At 69.2% G+C, this 15,870-nt stretch carries 13 protein-coding genes; 4 read left to right on the forward strand and 9 right to left on the reverse strand.

Features of this window, described 5'->3' with window-relative positions; all coding sequences use genetic code 11:
- Window positions 1–16 precede the first annotated feature (16 nt).
- Window positions 17–1,171: a DNA cytosine methyltransferase gene (locus tag ACW174_RS04015; RefSeq protein WP_492016417.1), complete on the forward strand. Its 1,155-nt coding sequence runs from the start codon at window positions 17–19 to the stop codon at window positions 1,169–1,171.
- Window positions 1,172–1,246: 75 nt separating this feature from the next.
- Window positions 1,247–1,678, forward strand: coding sequence for a surface-adhesin E family protein (locus ACW174_RS04020; RefSeq protein WP_492016418.1), 432 nt, complete (start codon window positions 1,247–1,249; stop codon window positions 1,676–1,678).
- Between the two features lie 18 nt (window positions 1,679–1,696).
- Here the strand turns inward: ACW174_RS04020 and gyrB are convergent, their stop codons facing one another.
- The 7 genes from gyrB to ACW174_RS04055 form a co-directional block, all read right to left on the reverse strand.
- Window positions 1,697–4,147: a DNA topoisomerase (ATP-hydrolyzing) subunit B gene (gene gyrB, locus ACW174_RS04025; RefSeq protein ID WP_492016419.1), complete on the reverse strand. Its 2,451-nt coding sequence runs from the start codon at window positions 4,145–4,147 to the stop codon at window positions 1,697–1,699.
- A 131-nt stretch (window positions 4,148–4,278) separates the two neighbouring features.
- Window positions 4,279–4,518, reverse strand: coding sequence for a hypothetical protein (locus ACW174_RS04030; protein WP_492016420.1), 240 nt, complete (start codon window positions 4,516–4,518; stop codon window positions 4,279–4,281).
- Window positions 4,519–5,572: 1,054 nt separating this feature from the next.
- Entirely contained in the window at window positions 5,573–6,697 is a 1,125-nt protein-coding gene (recF, locus tag ACW174_RS04035) for a DNA replication/repair protein RecF (protein ID WP_492016421.1), read from the reverse strand.
- A 115-nt stretch (window positions 6,698–6,812) separates the two neighbouring features.
- Window positions 6,813–7,931, reverse strand: coding sequence for a DNA polymerase III subunit beta (dnaN, locus tag ACW174_RS04040; RefSeq protein WP_492016422.1), 1,119 nt, complete (start codon window positions 7,929–7,931; stop codon window positions 6,813–6,815).
- 207 nt (window positions 7,932–8,138) lie between these two features.
- Complete coding sequence (gene dnaA / locus ACW174_RS04045) at window positions 8,139–9,626, reverse strand: chromosomal replication initiator protein DnaA (RefSeq protein ID WP_492017234.1); 1,488 nt, start codon at window positions 9,624–9,626, stop codon at window positions 8,139–8,141.
- Window positions 9,627–10,045: 419 nt separating this feature from the next.
- Window positions 10,046–10,315 (reverse strand): 30S ribosomal protein S20, encoded by a 270-nt coding sequence (rpsT, locus tag ACW174_RS04050; protein ID WP_324774211.1) that lies wholly within the window; start codon window positions 10,313–10,315, stop codon window positions 10,046–10,048.
- Window positions 10,316–10,443: 128 nt separating this feature from the next.
- Entirely contained in the window at window positions 10,444–12,333 is a 1,890-nt protein-coding gene (locus tag ACW174_RS04055) for a BCCT family transporter (RefSeq protein WP_492016423.1), read from the reverse strand.
- 144 nt (window positions 12,334–12,477) lie between these two features.
- Here ACW174_RS04055 and ACW174_RS04060 point away from each other — a divergent pair, with 144 nt between their 5' ends.
- Both ACW174_RS04060 and ACW174_RS04065 read left to right on the forward strand, forming a co-directional pair.
- The gene (locus ACW174_RS04060; RefSeq protein ID WP_492016424.1) at window positions 12,478–12,855 is read left to right on the forward strand and encodes a BlaI/MecI/CopY family transcriptional regulator; all 378 of its coding nucleotides are present in this window, start codon (window positions 12,478–12,480) and stop codon (window positions 12,853–12,855) included.
- A complete protein-coding gene (locus ACW174_RS04065; protein WP_492016425.1) occupies window positions 12,852–14,273 on the forward strand; it encodes a M56 family metallopeptidase in 1,422 nt (473 codons plus the stop codon). Before ACW174_RS04060 ends, ACW174_RS04065 begins: the two co-directional genes overlap by 4 nt.
- Before the next feature lie 171 nt (window positions 14,274–14,444).
- Here ACW174_RS04065 and ACW174_RS04070 read toward each other — a convergent pair whose 3' ends face one another.
- Both ACW174_RS04070 and ACW174_RS04075 read right to left on the reverse strand, forming a co-directional pair.
- A complete protein-coding gene (locus ACW174_RS04070) occupies window positions 14,445–15,233 on the reverse strand; it encodes an enoyl-CoA hydratase-related protein (protein WP_492016426.1) in 789 nt (262 codons plus the stop codon).
- Window positions 15,234–15,338: 105 nt separating this feature from the next.
- The gene (locus ACW174_RS04075; protein WP_492016427.1) at window positions 15,339–15,782 is read right to left on the reverse strand and encodes a hypothetical protein; all 444 of its coding nucleotides are present in this window, start codon (window positions 15,780–15,782) and stop codon (window positions 15,339–15,341) included.
- Window positions 15,783–15,870: the final 88 nt, after the last annotated feature.

Here is a 15,870-nt window from a genome sequence, read left to right on the forward strand (position 1 = left end):
CCCATGCTCGGCGGCGATGGTCGAATCGTCCCCTTTCGAAGCTTATGAGTTCTTCGCCGGCGGCGGGATGCTGCGCGCCGGGCTGGGCGACGACTGGACCTGCACCTTCGCCAACGACATCGACCCGCAGAAGGCCGCCTTCTATCGCGCCAACTGGGGCGGGGAGGAGCTGGCGGTCGGCGACATCGGCGAGGTCGCGACCGCCGATCTGCCCGGGCAGGCCGATCTGATGTGGGGCTCCTTCCCTTGCCAGGACCTGTCGCTGGCGGGGAACGGCGCCGGACTGGGCGGAGCCCGGTCGGGGATGTTCCATACCTTCTGGGATCTGGCGAGAGGGCTGGGCCGAGAGGGGCGCGGGCCGAAGATCGTGGCCATCGAGAATGTTTGCGGCGCGCTGACGTCGCGGGGCGGGCGGGATTTCGAGATCCTGTGCCGGACGTGGGACGAGGCGGGGTACGCCTTCGGGGCGCTGGTCATCAATGCCGACCGGTTCGTGCCGCAGTCGCGGCCGCGGCTGTTCGTGGTCGGGGTGCGGGGCGACGTTCGCATCGACCCGGCGCTGGTGGCGGACGGGCCGGAGGCGCCGTTCCATCCGGCCAATCTGCGGCGGGCGGCGGCGCGGCTGCCCGAGGAGTTGCGCCGTCGGATGCTGTGGTGGCGCCTGCCCGAGCCGGTCGAGCCGGTCGCCGATCTGGCGGCGGTGACGGAGGCGGACGGGCCGCATCTGGACTGGCATTCTCAGGCCCAGACGGCGCGGCTGCTGAGCCTGATGTCCCCGGTCAACCGGGCCAAGGTCGAGGCGGCGAAGGCCGGGGGCGGACGGCAGGTCGGGGCGCTGTACCGGCGGACCCGGCGGGACGCCGAGGGCCGCAAGCTGCAGCGGGCCGAGGTGCGGTTCGATATGGCGGGCTGCCTGCGGACGCCGGGTGGCGGGTCGAGCCGGCAGACGCTGGTGGTGGTCGAGGCCGGGCGGGTCCAGTCGCGGCTGATGACGGCCCGGGAGACCGCGCGGTTGATGGGGCTGGCCGACGATTATCGCCTTCCGGGCTCCTACAGCGCGGCGTGCAAGCTGACCGGCGACGGGGTGGCGGCGCCGGTGGTCCGCCATCTGGCGCGGTGGCTGTTCGAGCCGCTGGCGGGCGGCGGCGAGGCGGCGCGAAAGGCCGCATGAAACACTGTTAATTGCCCTCTTGCCAACCGCGAGAAGCGGCGCATCAATGCGGCCAAACAGATCGGGGAGATCATCATGAAATTCGTATTCATCGGACTGGCCGTCCTCGCGGTGGGAACGCCGGTTCTGGCCGAGTCCTGGAACTCCTATTCCCGCACCGACAGCACGCTTTACATGGCCGACGTCGACAGCATCACGCAGGCGGACGGCGTCACGTCGATGAAGTCGGCGACCGTGCCGAAGACCGGCGCGGCGGGCGACTACAGCCACACCGTCGAGACCTACCAGTTCCAGTGCGGCGCCAAGAAGTGGCGGACCGCCGGCCTGGTCGAATACGGCCCGGACGGCACGGAGACGGGCAACTATCCCGAGGTCGACGCCGCCTGGGAGTCGCTGCGCCCGAACACCAATCCGGAACAGCTGCTGGGCATGGCCTGCGACGGGACGCGGGCCGCCCCGCCCGTGTGGCCGTCGGTGAAGGCCTATGTGGACGCCGGGCGGCCGTAACCGCCCGGTTTCCTGACGTCAGGCGTCGACGGCGGCGTCCAGCGCGTTTTCCTGGATGAACTCGCGGCGCGGCTCGACGACATCGCCCATCAGCTTGGCGAAGAGGTCGGAGGCGTCCTCCTCATGCTCGACGTTGACCTGCAGCAGGGTGCGGGCGTTGACGTCGAGCGTCGTCTCCCACAGCTGCTCGGGGTTCATCTCGCCCAGACCCTTGTAGCGCTGGATGGCGATGCCCTTCTTGCCGGCGTCGAGGACGGCTTCGAGAAGGTCCAGCGGACCGCGCACGGTGACCGACTTCTCCTTGCGACGGAAGACGGCGGGCTTGTCGAACAGGCCGTCGAAGGCGGCGGCGCGTTCGGCCAGACGGCGGGCGTCCTGCGAGCGGATCAGGGCCTCTTCCAGCACGACGCGTTCGGTGACGGCGCGGCGCACGCGCTCAAAGGCCACGGCGCCCTGGGCGCCCGGACCGCCGGTCCAGGCCCCGTCGCCTTCCTCGGCGTAGAGGTTCAGCCGGCCGGCGGCCTTGACCGGATCCCCGCCCTCTTCCGCGAACAGACCGGCCAGGGCCGACTGTTCGATGGCGAAGCCCGGCGCGCGCTGCGACAGGCGATCGACGCCGGCCTTGAAGGCCTTGGCTTCGCGGACCAGCGCCTGCAGGTCGAGACCGGTGCGGCGCTCGCCCGACGGCAGGTCCAGCTCGGCCTCGGATGAGCCCTCCTCGATGAGGTAGGAATCCATCTCGGCCTGGTCCTTGAGGTAGCGCGACTGCTTGCCCTTGGAGACTTTGTAGAGCGGCGGCTGGGCGATGTAGACGTGGCCGCGCGTGATCAGCTCCGGCATCTGACGATAGAAGAAGGTCAGCAGCAGGGTGCGGATGTGGGCGCCGTCGACGTCGGCGTCGGCCATGAGGATGATCTTGTGGTAGCGCAGCTTGTCGGCGTTGAAGTCGTCGCGGCCGATGCCGGTGCCCAGCGCCAGGATCAGGGTCCCGATCAGCTCGGACGACAGCATGCGGTCGAACCGGGCGCGTTCCACGTTCAGGATCTTGCCGCGCAGGGGCAGGACGGCCTGATTTTCGCGGTTGCGCGCCTGTTTGGCCGAGCCGCCGGCGGAGTCGCCCTCGACGATGAACAGTTCGGACTTGGCCGGGTCGCGTTCCTGACAGTCGGCCAGCTTGCCGGGCAGGGACGAGATCTCCATCGCCGTCTTGCGGCGGGTCAGGTCGCGCGCCTTGCGGGCGGCCTCACGGGCGGCGGCGGCCTCGATGATCTTGGCGACGACGGCCTTGGCCTCGACCGGGTGTTCCTCGAACCAGGTCGACAGACCTTCGGAGCACAACCCTTCCACGGCCGGACGCACTTCGGACGAGACCAGCTTGTCCTTGGTCTGGGAGCTGAATTTGGGGTCCGGCACCTTGACCGAGAGGACGCAGGTCAGGCCTTCGCGGGCGTCCTCGCCCGAGACGGAAACCTTCTCCTTCTTGGCGGCCCCGGCGGCCTCGATATAGCCGCCCATGACGCGGGTCAGGCTGGCGCGGAAGGCCGACAGGTGGGTGCCTCCATCCCGCTGGGGGATGTTGTTGGTGAAGCACAGCATGGTCTCGTGGTAGCTGTCGTTCCACCACAGGGCGAGATCGATCTCGATCCCCTCCTTCTTGCCGCGGATGACGATGACGTCCTTGAGGATGGGCGTCTTGGACTTGTCCAGGTGACGCACGAAGGCCTCGACCCCGCCCTCGTAGTGCAGGATTTCCTCGAACGGCTCGACCCCGCGGTCGTCGCGCAGCTTGATGACCACGCCCGAGTTCAGGAAGGCCAGCTCGCGCAGGCGATGCTCGAGCGTCTTCAGGTCGAAGTCGATGTGGGAGAAGGTGGTGACCGACGGATAGAAGGTGACCTCGGTGCCGGACAGGGGCTGGCCGGCCCTGTCGCCGGTTTCACGGATCGGGGCGTCGCCGGTGACGACCAGGCTTTCGACCGTGTCGCCGCGCTCGAACTTCATCTCGTGGCGTTTGCCGTTGCGATAGATCTTCAGCTTGAGCCAGTCCGACAGGGCGTTGACGACCGAGACGCCGACGCCGTGCAGGCCGCCGGACACCTTGTAGGAATTCTGGTCGAACTTACCGCCGGCGTGCAGCTGGGTCATGATGACCTCGGCGGCGGAGACGCCCTCCTCGCCGTGGATGTCGGTGGGGATGCCGCGCCCGTTGTCGGTCACGGTCACCGAGCCGTCGGCGTTGAGGATGACCTGCACCAGGTCGGCGTGACCGGCCAGGGCCTCGTCGATGGCGTTGTCGACCACCTCATAGACCATGTGGTGCAGGCCCGAGCCGTCATCCGTGTCGCCGATATACATGCCGGGGCGCTTGCGGACGGCATCCAGGCCCTTGAGGACCTTGATGGAATCCGCGCCGTAGGCGGCCTCTTCGGCGGTGTCTTCGTTGCGCGCGGTCGGGGTTTGATCGGTCATCAAATCGGTCGGTGAAACGGCCCTGTGGAGGGCCCGGAAAACGGCGCGAATCTGACCCGCGCCGGGAGGTCCAGAATATAGGAATTATGACGGGAATTGCGAGCTTTCAGGGGCGATGACCGTGGGCGGAGTCAGGGGGTGTCGGCGGCGTCGAAGTCCGCTTCCAGATCCTCGAGGAGGAAGAGGATCGGAGAGACGAGGAAGTCCCGCATCGGGAAGGCTCCGCCGTCCTGGATCATGCCCTGAAAACAGGCCTCGCGAGCACTGAGAGGCTCGAGTTCGCCACGGACGATGCCCTCGAGACGCAGGCGCTGGACCGCCATGAGCAGGGCGTTGCGGCGACGGCGACGGGAGGGTTGGCGCGGGGACATGGGTGGGGCTCCGGGGCGTGGGTCGGGAAGGGCTTTGATGCGGGCATGACTGTGCGCCGCGCTCTTTCGAGGCGGGGATGGGAAGGGTGCGGGACGCCGGGCCTCGCCCGGTGTGGTTATAGGTTTACCGTTTCGACGAGATCGACGTCCCGCGTGGTCGTTGGACGCGCGCCCTCCGGCTGGCGGCCCTCCTGTTGGAGCCTTGCCGGATCATCCGCCGACGCCGTTGCCGACGACCGACGCGGGGCGGACGTAACGATCAATCGTCATCGGCCCGCTCCACAGGCAGCGCGGCGAGCAAGCGGGCAGGATCCATCCCTGCCCGACGAGGACCCCTGCACTCTCCATCGCGCAGGCTTCATCGCTCAACCACAGCCCGCCGTCGTCGAGAAGCGTGGATCCGACGCCCTCCCCATCGACGGGATGGGTTGAGTGTGCGCGCGGCGCGTCCTCAGGCGGGAAGATGACGCTGGGGGACTTTTATTGGGGCGTGGGGTCAGGGGGTTAGCTGGTCGGGATGTGCGGGTTCGGGATGAACTCCCGCGTATTTTTGGAGGACGGACACCGTTTGGGCTGTGGAGAAAGGCCCGCTTGTCATCCCGGCCGAAGCGAAGCGGAGAGCCGGGACGCGATGGCGGTCAAGATGATCCACGCCCGGACAGCCCGTCAGGGCTGAGCCGGGCGACAGCCGGACGTGAACTCAACCCTGCTCCCGGACAAGCGCTGCGCGCTTTCCGGGAGGGCGTCGAAGAGTGCGCCGCGCGTCCCGGCTCTCCGCTTCGCTTCGGCCGGGATGACAAGGGCTGCGGCTGACGCCGAATGCCGTCGATCGACCCTCACCCTTTGGCTGCTTCGCGCCGCCCTCCGGATCGCCCGAGGACGACGGCTGCGCCGCCGTTCGCTCAAGCCCTCTCCCATCGGGAGGGGAGGCGCCTTTCCGGCTTCGACGGAGCCGCCCTCTCCTGATCGGCGAAGGCGCCGATCTGTCCTCTCCATCGCCTTGAAGGGGCGATGGAGAGGTGAACGGTGATGGCGCTCAGGACCGGGACACGGCTCAGTCGAAGCCGCCGTCGGCCACGCGCACGAACTGCGCCCTGCCCTGCAGCGGCGCGAACAGGTCGGCTTCGGTGCCGGTCATGAAGGCCTGCAGACCCAGCGCCTCGATCTCGTCGAACAGGGCCGCGCGGCGGGCCGTGTCGAGGTGGGCGGGGGCCTCGTCGAGGAGCAGGATGGGCGCGGCGGCCTGGCCCGACAGGCGGGTGATCTGGGCCAGGATCAGGTTGAGGACCAGGGCCTTCTGCTCGCCCGAGGACCCCTCGGCGGCGGGGCGGTTCTTCTCGCGGTGCAGGGCGGTCAGGTCCGAGCGGTGCGGGCCGTACAGGGAGCGTCCGGCGGCGGCGTCACGCGGGCGGGAGCGGACCATCCCCTCGCGGATCGCGGCGGCGATGGCGTCGGCGTCAGCGCCCGAGGCGGCCATGACTTCCGCCTCGCCGGTCAGGCCCAGGTCGGCCTGCGGGAAGGGGCGGTCGTCGCGGGCGTCGATGGCGGCCTGAAGGGTGGTCAGGGCCGCGGCGCGCGCCATGGCGGCGGCGGCCCCGGCCTCGCCCAGCCGGATCTCCAGGGCGTCGAGCCACAGCGGGTCGGCGGCCCGGCCCTCCGCCCCGTCGGTGAGCAGGCGCAGGCGCTCGCGCAGGGCCTTTTCATAGGCGGAGACGGCGGCGGCGTGGTCGGGCCGATCGGCGAAGACCAGCCGGTCGAAGAATTTCAGCCGGGCGGCGCGGGCGTCGGAGAACAGCCGGTCCTGCTCGGGCGTGGCCCAGACGGGCCGCAGAAAATCCAGCAGCCGGCCGGGCTGGGCGGTCTCGCCGTCGATGCGGACGATGCGGCGGGCGGCGCCCGCGGTCTGGACGCCGGTGCCGAGCTTCGTTTCGCCGTCCGCATCGGTCAGGATCGCCGCCACCGCCCAAGCCCGGCCCGTCGCCTCGCCGGGTTCGCGGCGGCCCATCTCGGGCGCGGTGGCGCCCCGGAGCCCGCGGCCGGGGGTGAAGAGGCTGAGCGCCTCAAGCAGATTGGTCTTGCCCGCGCCGTTCGGCCCGTGAAGCACCACCGCCCCCGCCGCGATGGGCAGGGTCGCGCTCGCATAGGAGCGGAAGTCGGTGAGGGTGAGGGCGGTGATCAAGGGGTGATGGGTGATGGGTGATTGGTGATTGGCGGCCAGTGCATCGTCGCTTTTGCCCGAACGGGCTCGCTCGCGATCCAGCAATCACCAATCACCAACCACCCATCACCTGAAATCACACCCGCAACGGCATCAGCACATACTGGACGCCCGGATCGCCCGGATCGAGGACGAGGGTCGGGCTGGCCGGGTCGGCGAATTTGAAGTGGGCGGTTTCGCCGGTGATCTGGCCGGCGACGTCGAGCAGGTAGCGGGCGTTGAAGCCGATCTCGAAGGGCTCTTCCGAATAGCCGATCTCGACCTCCTCGACGCCCTGGCCGGCTTCCATGTTGCGGACGGTCAGGGTGACGCGGTCCAGCTCGAAGGCCAGTTTCACCGAGCGGCTCTTCTCGGCCGAGATGGTGGCGACGCGGTCGACGGCCTTGGAGAAGAGGGCGTTGTCGATGTCGGCCTGCTTGTCATTGCCCTTGGGGATGACACGCATGTAGTCGGGGAAGGCGCCGTCGATGACCTTGGAGGTCAGGGAGGCCTCGCCGAACTCGAAGCGGATCTTCTGCGGGCTGACCTGGACCTGGACGGCGCCGACGCCGTCATCCAGCAGGCGACGGACCTGATCGATGGTCTTGCGCGGGACGATGACGCCCGGACCGCCGGCGGCGCCCTCGGGGGCGGGGGTCTCGGCGAGGGCCAGACGGTGACCGTCGGTGGCCACGGCGCGCAGCAGGGGAATGCCGCCCTCGGCCACCGTGTGCAGATACAGGCCGTTCAGATAGTAGCGCGTCTCCTCGGTGGAGACCGCGAACCGGGTCTTGTCGATCAGACGGGCCAAGTCTTCCTTGGGCAGGCTGTAGCGGGCGCCCGAGGTGTCGGTCGACATGACCGGGAAGTCGCCGGCCGGCAGGACCGGCAGGTTGAACTTCGACCGGCCGGCCTGGACCAGCAGGCGGGGGTCGTCGCCCGAATAGGACAGGGAGACCTCGGCGCCGTCCGGCAGCTTGCGGATGATCTCGTAAAGGGTGTGGGCCGGGGCGGTGATCTGGCCCTCGACGTTCACCACGGCCTCGGCCTCGTCGACCATCTCCATGTCGAGGTCGGTGGCGGCGAAGCTGAGCTTGTCACGACCCGCCGACAGCAGGACGTTGGACAGGATCGGAATGGTGTTGCGACGCTCGACGACGCTCTGGACGTGGCCGAGGGCCTTCAGAAGCGCGGATCGTTCGATGGTCAGTTGCATGTCGTCTCGCCCCGCAGCGACTCACCGAGAGTCGCCGGTAATCTATGGGGAATGGACACTAGCGGATTGGCTGGATGGAGCAACACAGGCCGGCGTCCGGGCGGAAAGTGATTGGTGGATAGTGGTCAGTGGATGGCCGGGATAACCGCCGGCGCCGGCCACAGGGACCCACCACTCACTCTTCACCAATCACGCGGCGAAGCCACCTCAGCCGCGCAGCTTGCGCGTCAGGGCCTCGACGTCGCGGGCGATCTGTTCGTCCTGGGCGATCAGCTCCTCGATCTTGCGGACGCCGTGCAGGACCGTGGTGTGGTCGCGCCCGCCGAAGCGGCGGCCGATGTCCGGGTAGGAGCGGGTCGTGTGCTGCTTGCACAGATACATGGCGATCTGGCGCGGGCGGGCGACCGCACGGGTGCGGCGCTCGGACAGCAGGTCGGCCTGTTTCAGGGTGAAGTGGTCGGCGACGGTCTTCTGGATCTCGTCGACGGTGATGCGGCGCTCGGGCCCGCCGCGCAGGGCCGAGCCGAGCAGGGCCTGGGTCTCGTCGAGGCCGAGGGTGGACAGGCGGGCGCCAGCGACGGCGGCCAGGGTGTTCACGGCGCCCTCGAGCTCGCGCATCGAGCCGGGGGTGCGGTCCACCAGATGCTCCAGCACATCGGCGCGGACCTCGCCCGAGACGACGCCCAGCTTGGCCAGGGCCTCGATGCGGTTGCGGGCCACGGCCAGCTTCAGCGAGCGATCGGCGGGCTCGACCGGGCAGGTCAGGCCGGAGGCGAGGTGGCTGCGCAGGCGCGGCTCGACCTCGGTAAGGGCCATCGGCGGCTTGTCGGCCGACAGGATGATCTTCTTGCCGTCCTCGATCAGGGCGGTGAGGGTGGACAGCAGCTCTTCCTGGGTCGAGGCCTTGCCGCCGACGAACTGGACGTCGTCGATCAGCAGCATGTCGGCGCTGCGCAGGCTGTCCTTGAAGGCGGCGGTCGAGCGGTCCTGCATGGCGCGCACGAAGGTCGAGAGGAAGCGTTCGGCGGTCAGATAGACCACCTTGGCGTCCGGCCGCAGGCGCTGGGCCTCCCAGGCGATGGCGTTGAGCAGGTGGGTCTTGCCGTAGCCGTAGGGGCCGCAGAAGAAGATCGGGTTGAAATGGCCGTCGGCCCAGGCGGCGGCCTGGCGGGCGATGGCCAGGGCGAAGGCGTTGCCCTGCCCTTCCACGAAGCTGTCGAAGGTCAGGCGGTCCTGCAGACCGGCGGCGCGCACGGCGCGGGCGCCGTCGGCGACCGGGGGCACCGTGGCGATCGGCATGGACGCGTGGGGCAGGGCGACGACATTGCCGCCCGAGAGGGGCGCGGCGGCGCGGCCGGCGGCGACCTGGGAGGCGGGGGCGACCGAGCCCATCTCGGCGCGGCAGCGGACGTCCAGATGGCGGGCTTGGGCGTCGAGCCCCAGCCACAGCTCGTTCATGCGGCGCAGCGCGTTCTTGCGGACCCAGTCCCGGGCATAGGCGGTCGGCGTCACCAGGATCAGCTGACCGGCGCCGTCCACGCGCACGGCCGACGGCGCGATATAGGAGCTGAACGCCCCCTCGCCGATCTCACCGCGCAGCCGTCCCGCCGCTTCGGTCCAGATATGATCCGGATCCGTCATCCCCGCCATTCTCGCGCTCCCCATCATCGAACAGACACCCGCCGCAAAATCCATCACGCGACGCCCTTCTGAACCGACCGATCACAGGGACGACTTCTCCGGCCCGGTGCAGCGTCGCCGCCGCCCGGATGGGGTCGTTCTCTCAATCAGACGGCTCACGCCGGTGCAGAACAGGGTTCCGCGCCGTCTTCATCCGTGTGGGGATGGAAGTGCGTCAGCCCCTTGAACTTACGCCCGGCGAAGGGTGGGTCAACGCTGATTCGCGACTCAATTTGCAGTTAAAATTGTTGACTCCGGCAAGTGTCGCCGCCGCCTTGGGAAATCCAGATTTCGCCACAGACGCGAGCGCCAATTCGCGTGACAACGGTTACCCGCGCACGTGCAAACGGCGAGGGAGCTTGCGCGCCCTCGCCGTTGAAATCACTCGTATTTACCATGACAGGCCTGTGAAAGGCCGTCCGGCGCCCGAAAAATCAGGCGGCCGACATCTTCTTCAGCTGGGCGGCCAGGCGGGACACCTTGCGCGAGCCCGTGTTCTTGTGAACCACGCCCTTGGTGACGGCGCGCATCAGCTCGGATTGAGCCTCGACGAACGCGGTCTTGGCGGCGCCGGCGTCACCGCCGGTGACCGCTTCCTGGAACTTGCGCAGGAAGGTGCGGACGCGCGTGCGACGCGCCTTGTTCACTTCGGTGCGGGCCGCGATCTTGCGGATCGCTTTCTTGGCGCCGGGATTGTTGGCCATCAGTCAAACCTTCGAACGGAAAACGCGCGGAACCCAGGTCCACAGCGTGCGGAAATCTCAAGAGCGGGCGGCTATAGCGGAAAGGGTGGAGGGGGGCAAGATGAGTCTGACCCGGTTTGCGCGCCTGTTCATCCTCGCCTCCAGCGCTGCAGATGTTCAAGCACATCCGCCACGATCTGGTCGCGGGTGAAGCCCGTGACGTCGCGGGGGCGGCCGACATCATCGGAACGGGCGGCGAGGCGCCATTCCATCGGGCGGCGGGCCTCCGGAGCATCGAGCGCGCTCAGAACCGGGCGGGCGCGGCGGACAGCGACCAGACGATAGTGGAAGGCGCGGCCCTCCGCGACGTCCACCGACAGGGACGCGCCGTCCTCGTCCCGGGACACCTCCGCGGCCAGTCCCTCGGCCAGCAGGCCGTCGCGGACGCTCTCCAGCGCCGGGAGGGCGTTGCGGTCGATCTGGCGATCGATCTCCTTTCGGTTGGCGGGAGAGAAGATCCGCTTGAGCTGCTCGGACAGGGGCGGGGCCTCGGTTTCGAGGGTCAGGCCGGAAAGGTCGGCGTTCATCTGACGGACCAGTCCGACCGAGATCAGGATCATGATGACGGTGAACGGCAGGGCCGCCACAAGGGTGGCCGCCTGGAGCGCGCCCAGACCGCCCGCGAGCAGCAGCAGGGCGGCGACCAGACCGAGCAACAGGCACCAGTAGATCCGCTGCCAGCGCGGGGTCTGGTCCGCCCCGCCCGACGCGATGGTGTCGATCACCAGCGCGCCGGAGTCCGCCGAGGTGATGAAGAAGACCGCCACCAGCAGGATGGCCAGGGTCGAGGTCACGGCCGCGCCCGGCAGATATTCCAGGAAATGGAAGAGCGCCGTCGACAGGTCGGCGGTGACCGCCTGTGAGATCGCTCCGGCGGCCGTCCCCATGTCGAGGCTGATGGCCGTGTTCCCGAAGACCGTCATCCAGAGGAAAGTGAAGCCGGCAGGCACCAGCAGGACGTTGAGAATGAACTCGCGCACCGTCCGGCCGCGCGAAATCCGGGCGATGAACATGCCCACGAAGGGCGACCAGGCGATCCACCAGGCCCAGTAGAACAGGGTCCAGTCGGCCATCCACGCCCGGGGCTCATAGGCGTAGAGGGTGAAGGTGCGTTCGAAGAAGTGGTCCAGGTAGAAGCCGAAATTCTGCACCAGCGCCTTCAACAGGAAGCCGGTCGGTCCGAGCACCAGCACGAACACCATCAGGAGGACGGCGAGGGTCAGGTTCAGTTCCGACAGGCGCCGGACACCCTTGCCGACACCACTCATGACCGAGAGGGTGGCCGCCGCCATGACGACGGCGATCAGGCCCACCTGGACCCAGGCGGTGTTGGGGATGCCGGTCAGATAGGACAGGCCGCTGTTCATCTGCGACACGCCGAAGCCCAGCGACGTGGCGATGCCGAAGGCCGTGCCGCAGATGGCGAAGATGTCGACGGCGTCACCGATCGGGCCGTCGGTCCGCCGGCCGAGCAGGGGCGACAGGCCTGATCGCAGGGTCAGGGGCAGTCCCTTGCGGTGGGCGAAGAAGGCCAGGCTGAGCCCGACCAGGGCATAGATGGCCCAGGCATGGACGCCATAGTGGAAGAAGGTGATGCCCATGGCCTCGCGGGCGGCGGCGAAGGTGCCGCCGGCCTCGGCGGGCGGGCTGACGAAATGCTGGATCGGCTCGGCGACGCCGAAATACATCAGGCCGATGCCCATCCCCGCCGCGAACAACATGGCCAGCCACGAGATATAGGGGAAGTCGGGCTCCGCATCGTCAGGCCCCAGCTTCAGCGCGCCGGTGGGGCCGAGCGCGAGGATCAGCACCAGGCCGAGGAAGCCCGCCACGGCGGCGATGTAGAACCAGCCGAAGGTGTCGATGACCCAGTCCTGGGCGGCCTGGAAGATGCGGTCCGAAAGGCCGGGCGCCGCGGTTGCGAGCACGAGGAGCAGCCCGATGACGAGGCTCGCCCCCCAGAAGACACGGGGGTTCATCTTGGTCTTTTGCATTCGCCCGAAGCGTCGCCATTGCCGGATGGTTCCGTTGACCCGGGGCAAAAGGGAGGAACTGCGCGACAGTTGACGCTCGTTGGTTACAGTTGTAACGCTGTGGCGACGAACGTCACGAAAGACCGCGCCATGACCGAACCGACTGTGCCGACGGATGCCGAGCTGGATGTGCTGAAGGCCTTCTGGCGGGATGGGGCGCTGAGTTCGCGGGAGGTGCTGGCGCGGATCGCGGACGGGCTGGGCTGGACCTCCTCGACGACGCGGACGGTGCTGGAGCGGATGCGGACCAAGGGCCTGCTGATCCGTCGCGAGGTGCATGGGGTCGCCGTCTATGAAGCGACCCAGCCCAAGGTGGCGGTGATCGGCGGCATGATGAAGCGGTTGTCCGCCCTGCTGGAGATCGACGGCCCCCTGCCCGCCGCGGCCTTCTCGGGCAGCCAGCTTCTGGACGCGGACGACATCGCCGCGCTGGAACAGGCGCTGGCCGACGACGCGGAGACGAAATGATGGGCGCGGTCGAGATGCTGGTCCTGTCGCTGGGTTTGTCGGTCGGCGTGGCGGCGGCGGGTCTGGCGGGTGGAGCGCTGGTGGAGCGCATGACCGGCGACCCCGGCCTGAGGGATCGAACCTGGGGCGCAGCCCTGATCATGCCTCTGCTGCCGCCCGTGGCGACGGCCCTGCTGCTGATCACGCCTGCGCCGGTGCGAGAGGTTGTGGCGCCCACGGCGGCGCCCGTGGGGGCGGCGCCGATCGCGGCGACCGCCGGACCTGCAGCGGCCGGGACGACGGCGATGGCGTTTGACCCCGGCCTGTTCGCGACCGCGATCCTGCTGGCGGCGGGCGCGCTGATCCTGCTGCGCCTGCTGGTGCTGACCCGACGCGCCCGAAAGCTGTCTGCGCTTCTGACGGACGGACAGGCGGCGGATGAGGCCATGACGGATCTGGTGCGTGAGGTTTCGCGCGGCCTTCGGATCCCGGCGCCGGTCGTGGTGGTCAGCCCGGCGACGGCGGAACCGCTGCTGACCGGTCTGAGGTTTGCGCGGCTGGTGCTGCCGACGGCTCTTTCCGGAGACGCGGCCGTGCTGAGGGAGGTGATCGCCCATGAACTGGCGCATCTGAAGCGCGGCGACCATCGCGCGCTATGGATCGAGGAACTGGCGCTGGCCCTGTTGGCCGCCAATCCGCTGATGCCCCTGCTGCGGGCCCGCCGGGCGGCGGCGCGGGAAGAGGCCTGCGACGCCGTCGCCCTGGCCGGAGCCGGGATCGAGACCCGCCGCGCCTATGCCCAATCGCTGATCGAGGCCCTGCGGACCCGCGCCGGTTCGCAGACCGTGGGCGCCCTGCCCGCCCTCACCTTCACCGGCGCCGGAAGGACCACCGCCATGCATCGCCTGAAAGCCGTCCTGAGCCCCGCCGCCCCGGCGAACCGCCGCGCCCGGATGAGCGCCGCCGCCGGAATCGCCGCCCTTGTGGCCGTCGTGGCCGGAGGGACGGTCGCCGTGGCGGCGCAACGGGAGCCGGAAGCGCGACCGGCGCAGACCCGGATGGGTCCGGTGATCTGGCGCGCGCCCGACATCGCGCCGGGAGACGTGAGCGTCTGGATGCCGGTCGCCTTGACCGGAAGCGGCTCCGACCTGCAACGCGGCGAACAGCTGCGGCTGAGGTTGCTGGACGCGGCGGGCGGCGTCGTGGCGGAGGCGCTGGCCCTGCGCACCGACGACGGGGGTCCGGTCGGGGCGGCCCGGATTCCCCTGGCCAGGGAGGTGTTCCCCGGACTGATGGACGGGGCCCGCAGCTATCAGTTGACCGGCGAAATCCTCGGCCCCGATCAGGACGTGCGCCGCGCCGCCCCGCCCACGACGCTGCGACTGGCTCCGGGGTCGCGCGGATCGGCGCAAAACCTGACGGCGACGCTGAACTTCTGAGGTCGGGGGAGGGATGCCTGAGGCCGGCGCCCCTCCACCCCGCTTCGCGCGGTCCCCCTCCCCCGACGGGGGAGGAATGAGACCGAGTGTAGGGGGAGAACCCCTCCACCCCGCTGCGCCCTTCGGGCTTCGCGCGGTCCCCCTCCCCCGATGGGGGAGGAGACGGTGGGCCTATTTGCCCGTGAAGCTCGGCTTCCGCTTTTCGACGAAGGCGGCCATGCCCTCCTTCTGGTCCTCGAAGGCGAAGAGGGAGTGGAACAGGCGGCGTTCGAACTGGACGCCCTGGGTCAGGGTGGTCTCGAGCGCGGCGTTGACCATTTCCTTGTTGGCCATGACGGCGAGCGGGCTCTGGCTCGCGATCTTCGCGGCGATCTTGCGGGTCTCGTCCAGCAGGTCGTCGTGGGGGAAGACGCGGCTGGCGAGGCCGGCGCGTTCGGCCTCAGATGCGTCCATCATGCGGGCGGTCAGGACCATGTCCATGGCCTTGGACTTGCCGACCAGACGGGTCAGGCGCTGGGAGCCGCCGATGCCGGGGGCGACGCCGAGGTTGATCTCGGGCTGGCCGAACTTGGCTTTTTCGCTGGCGATGATGAAGTCGCACAGCATGGCCAGCTCGCAGCCGCCGCCCAGGGCGAAGCCGTTGACGGCGGCGATGATCGGCTTGCGGAAGCGGGTGATGCGGTCGTGGCCGAGGGCGAAATAGTTGCCCGTGTACATCTGGGCGTAGGTCTGGTCCGCCATCTCCTTGATGTCGGCGCCGGCGGCGAAGGCCTTGTCGCCCGAGCCGGTCAGGATCAGGCAGCGAACGCTGTCGTCGTGTTCGACGCTGTCGAGGAAGGCGGCGAGGTCGGCGAACAGGGCCGAGTTGAGGGCGTTCAGCGCCTCGGGCCGGTTCAGGGTCACCACCGCATAGCCGTCGGCGTGACGCTCGATCAGGAGGTTGGAATAGGTGTCGGACATGGGGGCTCCGGCGGCAGGCAGTGGGGGCTGAAAGTGGTTAGTGGCTAGTGGTTAGCGGATCACCGCGCAACGGTCGACGGGTCGGGCACGCCGTCGCGGGCGGCGTCACCGCCTCGGCAGGAGCGCCAGGGTCAGGGCGGCGCGGAGCAGCTCGGCGATCACCACCATGGCCAGCAGGGCGTTGGCGGCGATGACCTGGCCGCGCGGGCCGGACAGGTCGAAGGTCCAGCCGAACTGCGAGGCGAGGGCCAGCAGAAGGGCGGCGACCAGCACCAGAAGGATCAGCAGCATCAGGGCGACGTGAGCGGCCTTGAGCGCGGCCTGCAGGGTGGGGCCCTCGTCGAGGGCGCGGGCGCGGCGGCGGAACAGCCAGCCGATGAGGCCGGTGGCGACCGTCTCGGCGAGGACGGTGACCGCGAGAGCGCCGAGGAACCACCAGACGAGGCCGCCGGTCCCGTCGCTCCGCAGCGACTGGAGGAAGTGGGCGAAATAGGCGCCCCAGACGGCGACGCCGACGATCAGGCTGATCCAGAGATGGGTCTTGCGCATGGGGCGTTGGGGGGCCTGGGAGGGTGGAGGGGCGGCGGTGAGGGTAGCGGATGGGAAGTGATTAGTGGCTAGTGATTAGTGGTTGGCC

It is taken from the genome of Brevundimonas sp. AVps31 (genome assembly GCF_058681355.1).

Coding starts and splice junctions, on each gene's coding strand:
- ACW174_RS04070 (WP_492016426.1), bottom strand. CDS start 15,233: ATGTCCGACACCTATTCCAACCTCCTGATCGAGCGTCACGCCGACGGC.
- ACW174_RS04060 (WP_492016424.1), top strand. CDS start 12,478: ATGACCGAACCGACTGTGCCGACGGATGCCGAGCTGGATGTGCTGAAG.
- rpsT (WP_324774211.1), bottom strand. CDS start 10,315: ATGGCCAACAATCCCGGCGCCAAGAAAGCGATCCGCAAGATCGCGGCC.
- ACW174_RS04065 (WP_492016425.1), top strand. CDS start 12,852: ATGATGGGCGCGGTCGAGATGCTGGTCCTGTCGCTGGGTTTGTCGGTC.
- ACW174_RS04055 (WP_492016423.1), bottom strand. CDS start 12,333: ATGAACCCCCGTGTCTTCTGGGGGGCGAGCCTCGTCATCGGGCTGCTC.
- ACW174_RS04015 (WP_492016417.1), top strand. CDS start 17: ATGGTCGAATCGTCCCCTTTCGAAGCTTATGAGTTCTTCGCCGGCGGC.
- dnaN (WP_492016422.1), bottom strand. CDS start 7,931: ATGCAACTGACCATCGAACGATCCGCGCTTCTGAAGGCCCTCGGCCAC.
- dnaA (WP_492017234.1), bottom strand. CDS start 9,626: ATGGATTTTGCGGCGGGTGTCTGTTCGATGATGGGGAGCGCGAGAATG.
- ACW174_RS04030 (WP_492016420.1), bottom strand. CDS start 4,518: ATGTCCCCGCGCCAACCCTCCCGTCGCCGTCGCCGCAACGCCCTGCTC.
- ACW174_RS04020 (WP_492016418.1), top strand. CDS start 1,247: ATGAAATTCGTATTCATCGGACTGGCCGTCCTCGCGGTGGGAACGCCG.
- gyrB (WP_492016419.1), bottom strand. CDS start 4,147: ATGACCGATCAAACCCCGACCGCGCGCAACGAAGACACCGCCGAAGAG.
- ACW174_RS04075 (WP_492016427.1), bottom strand. CDS start 15,782: ATGCGCAAGACCCATCTCTGGATCAGCCTGATCGTCGGCGTCGCCGTC.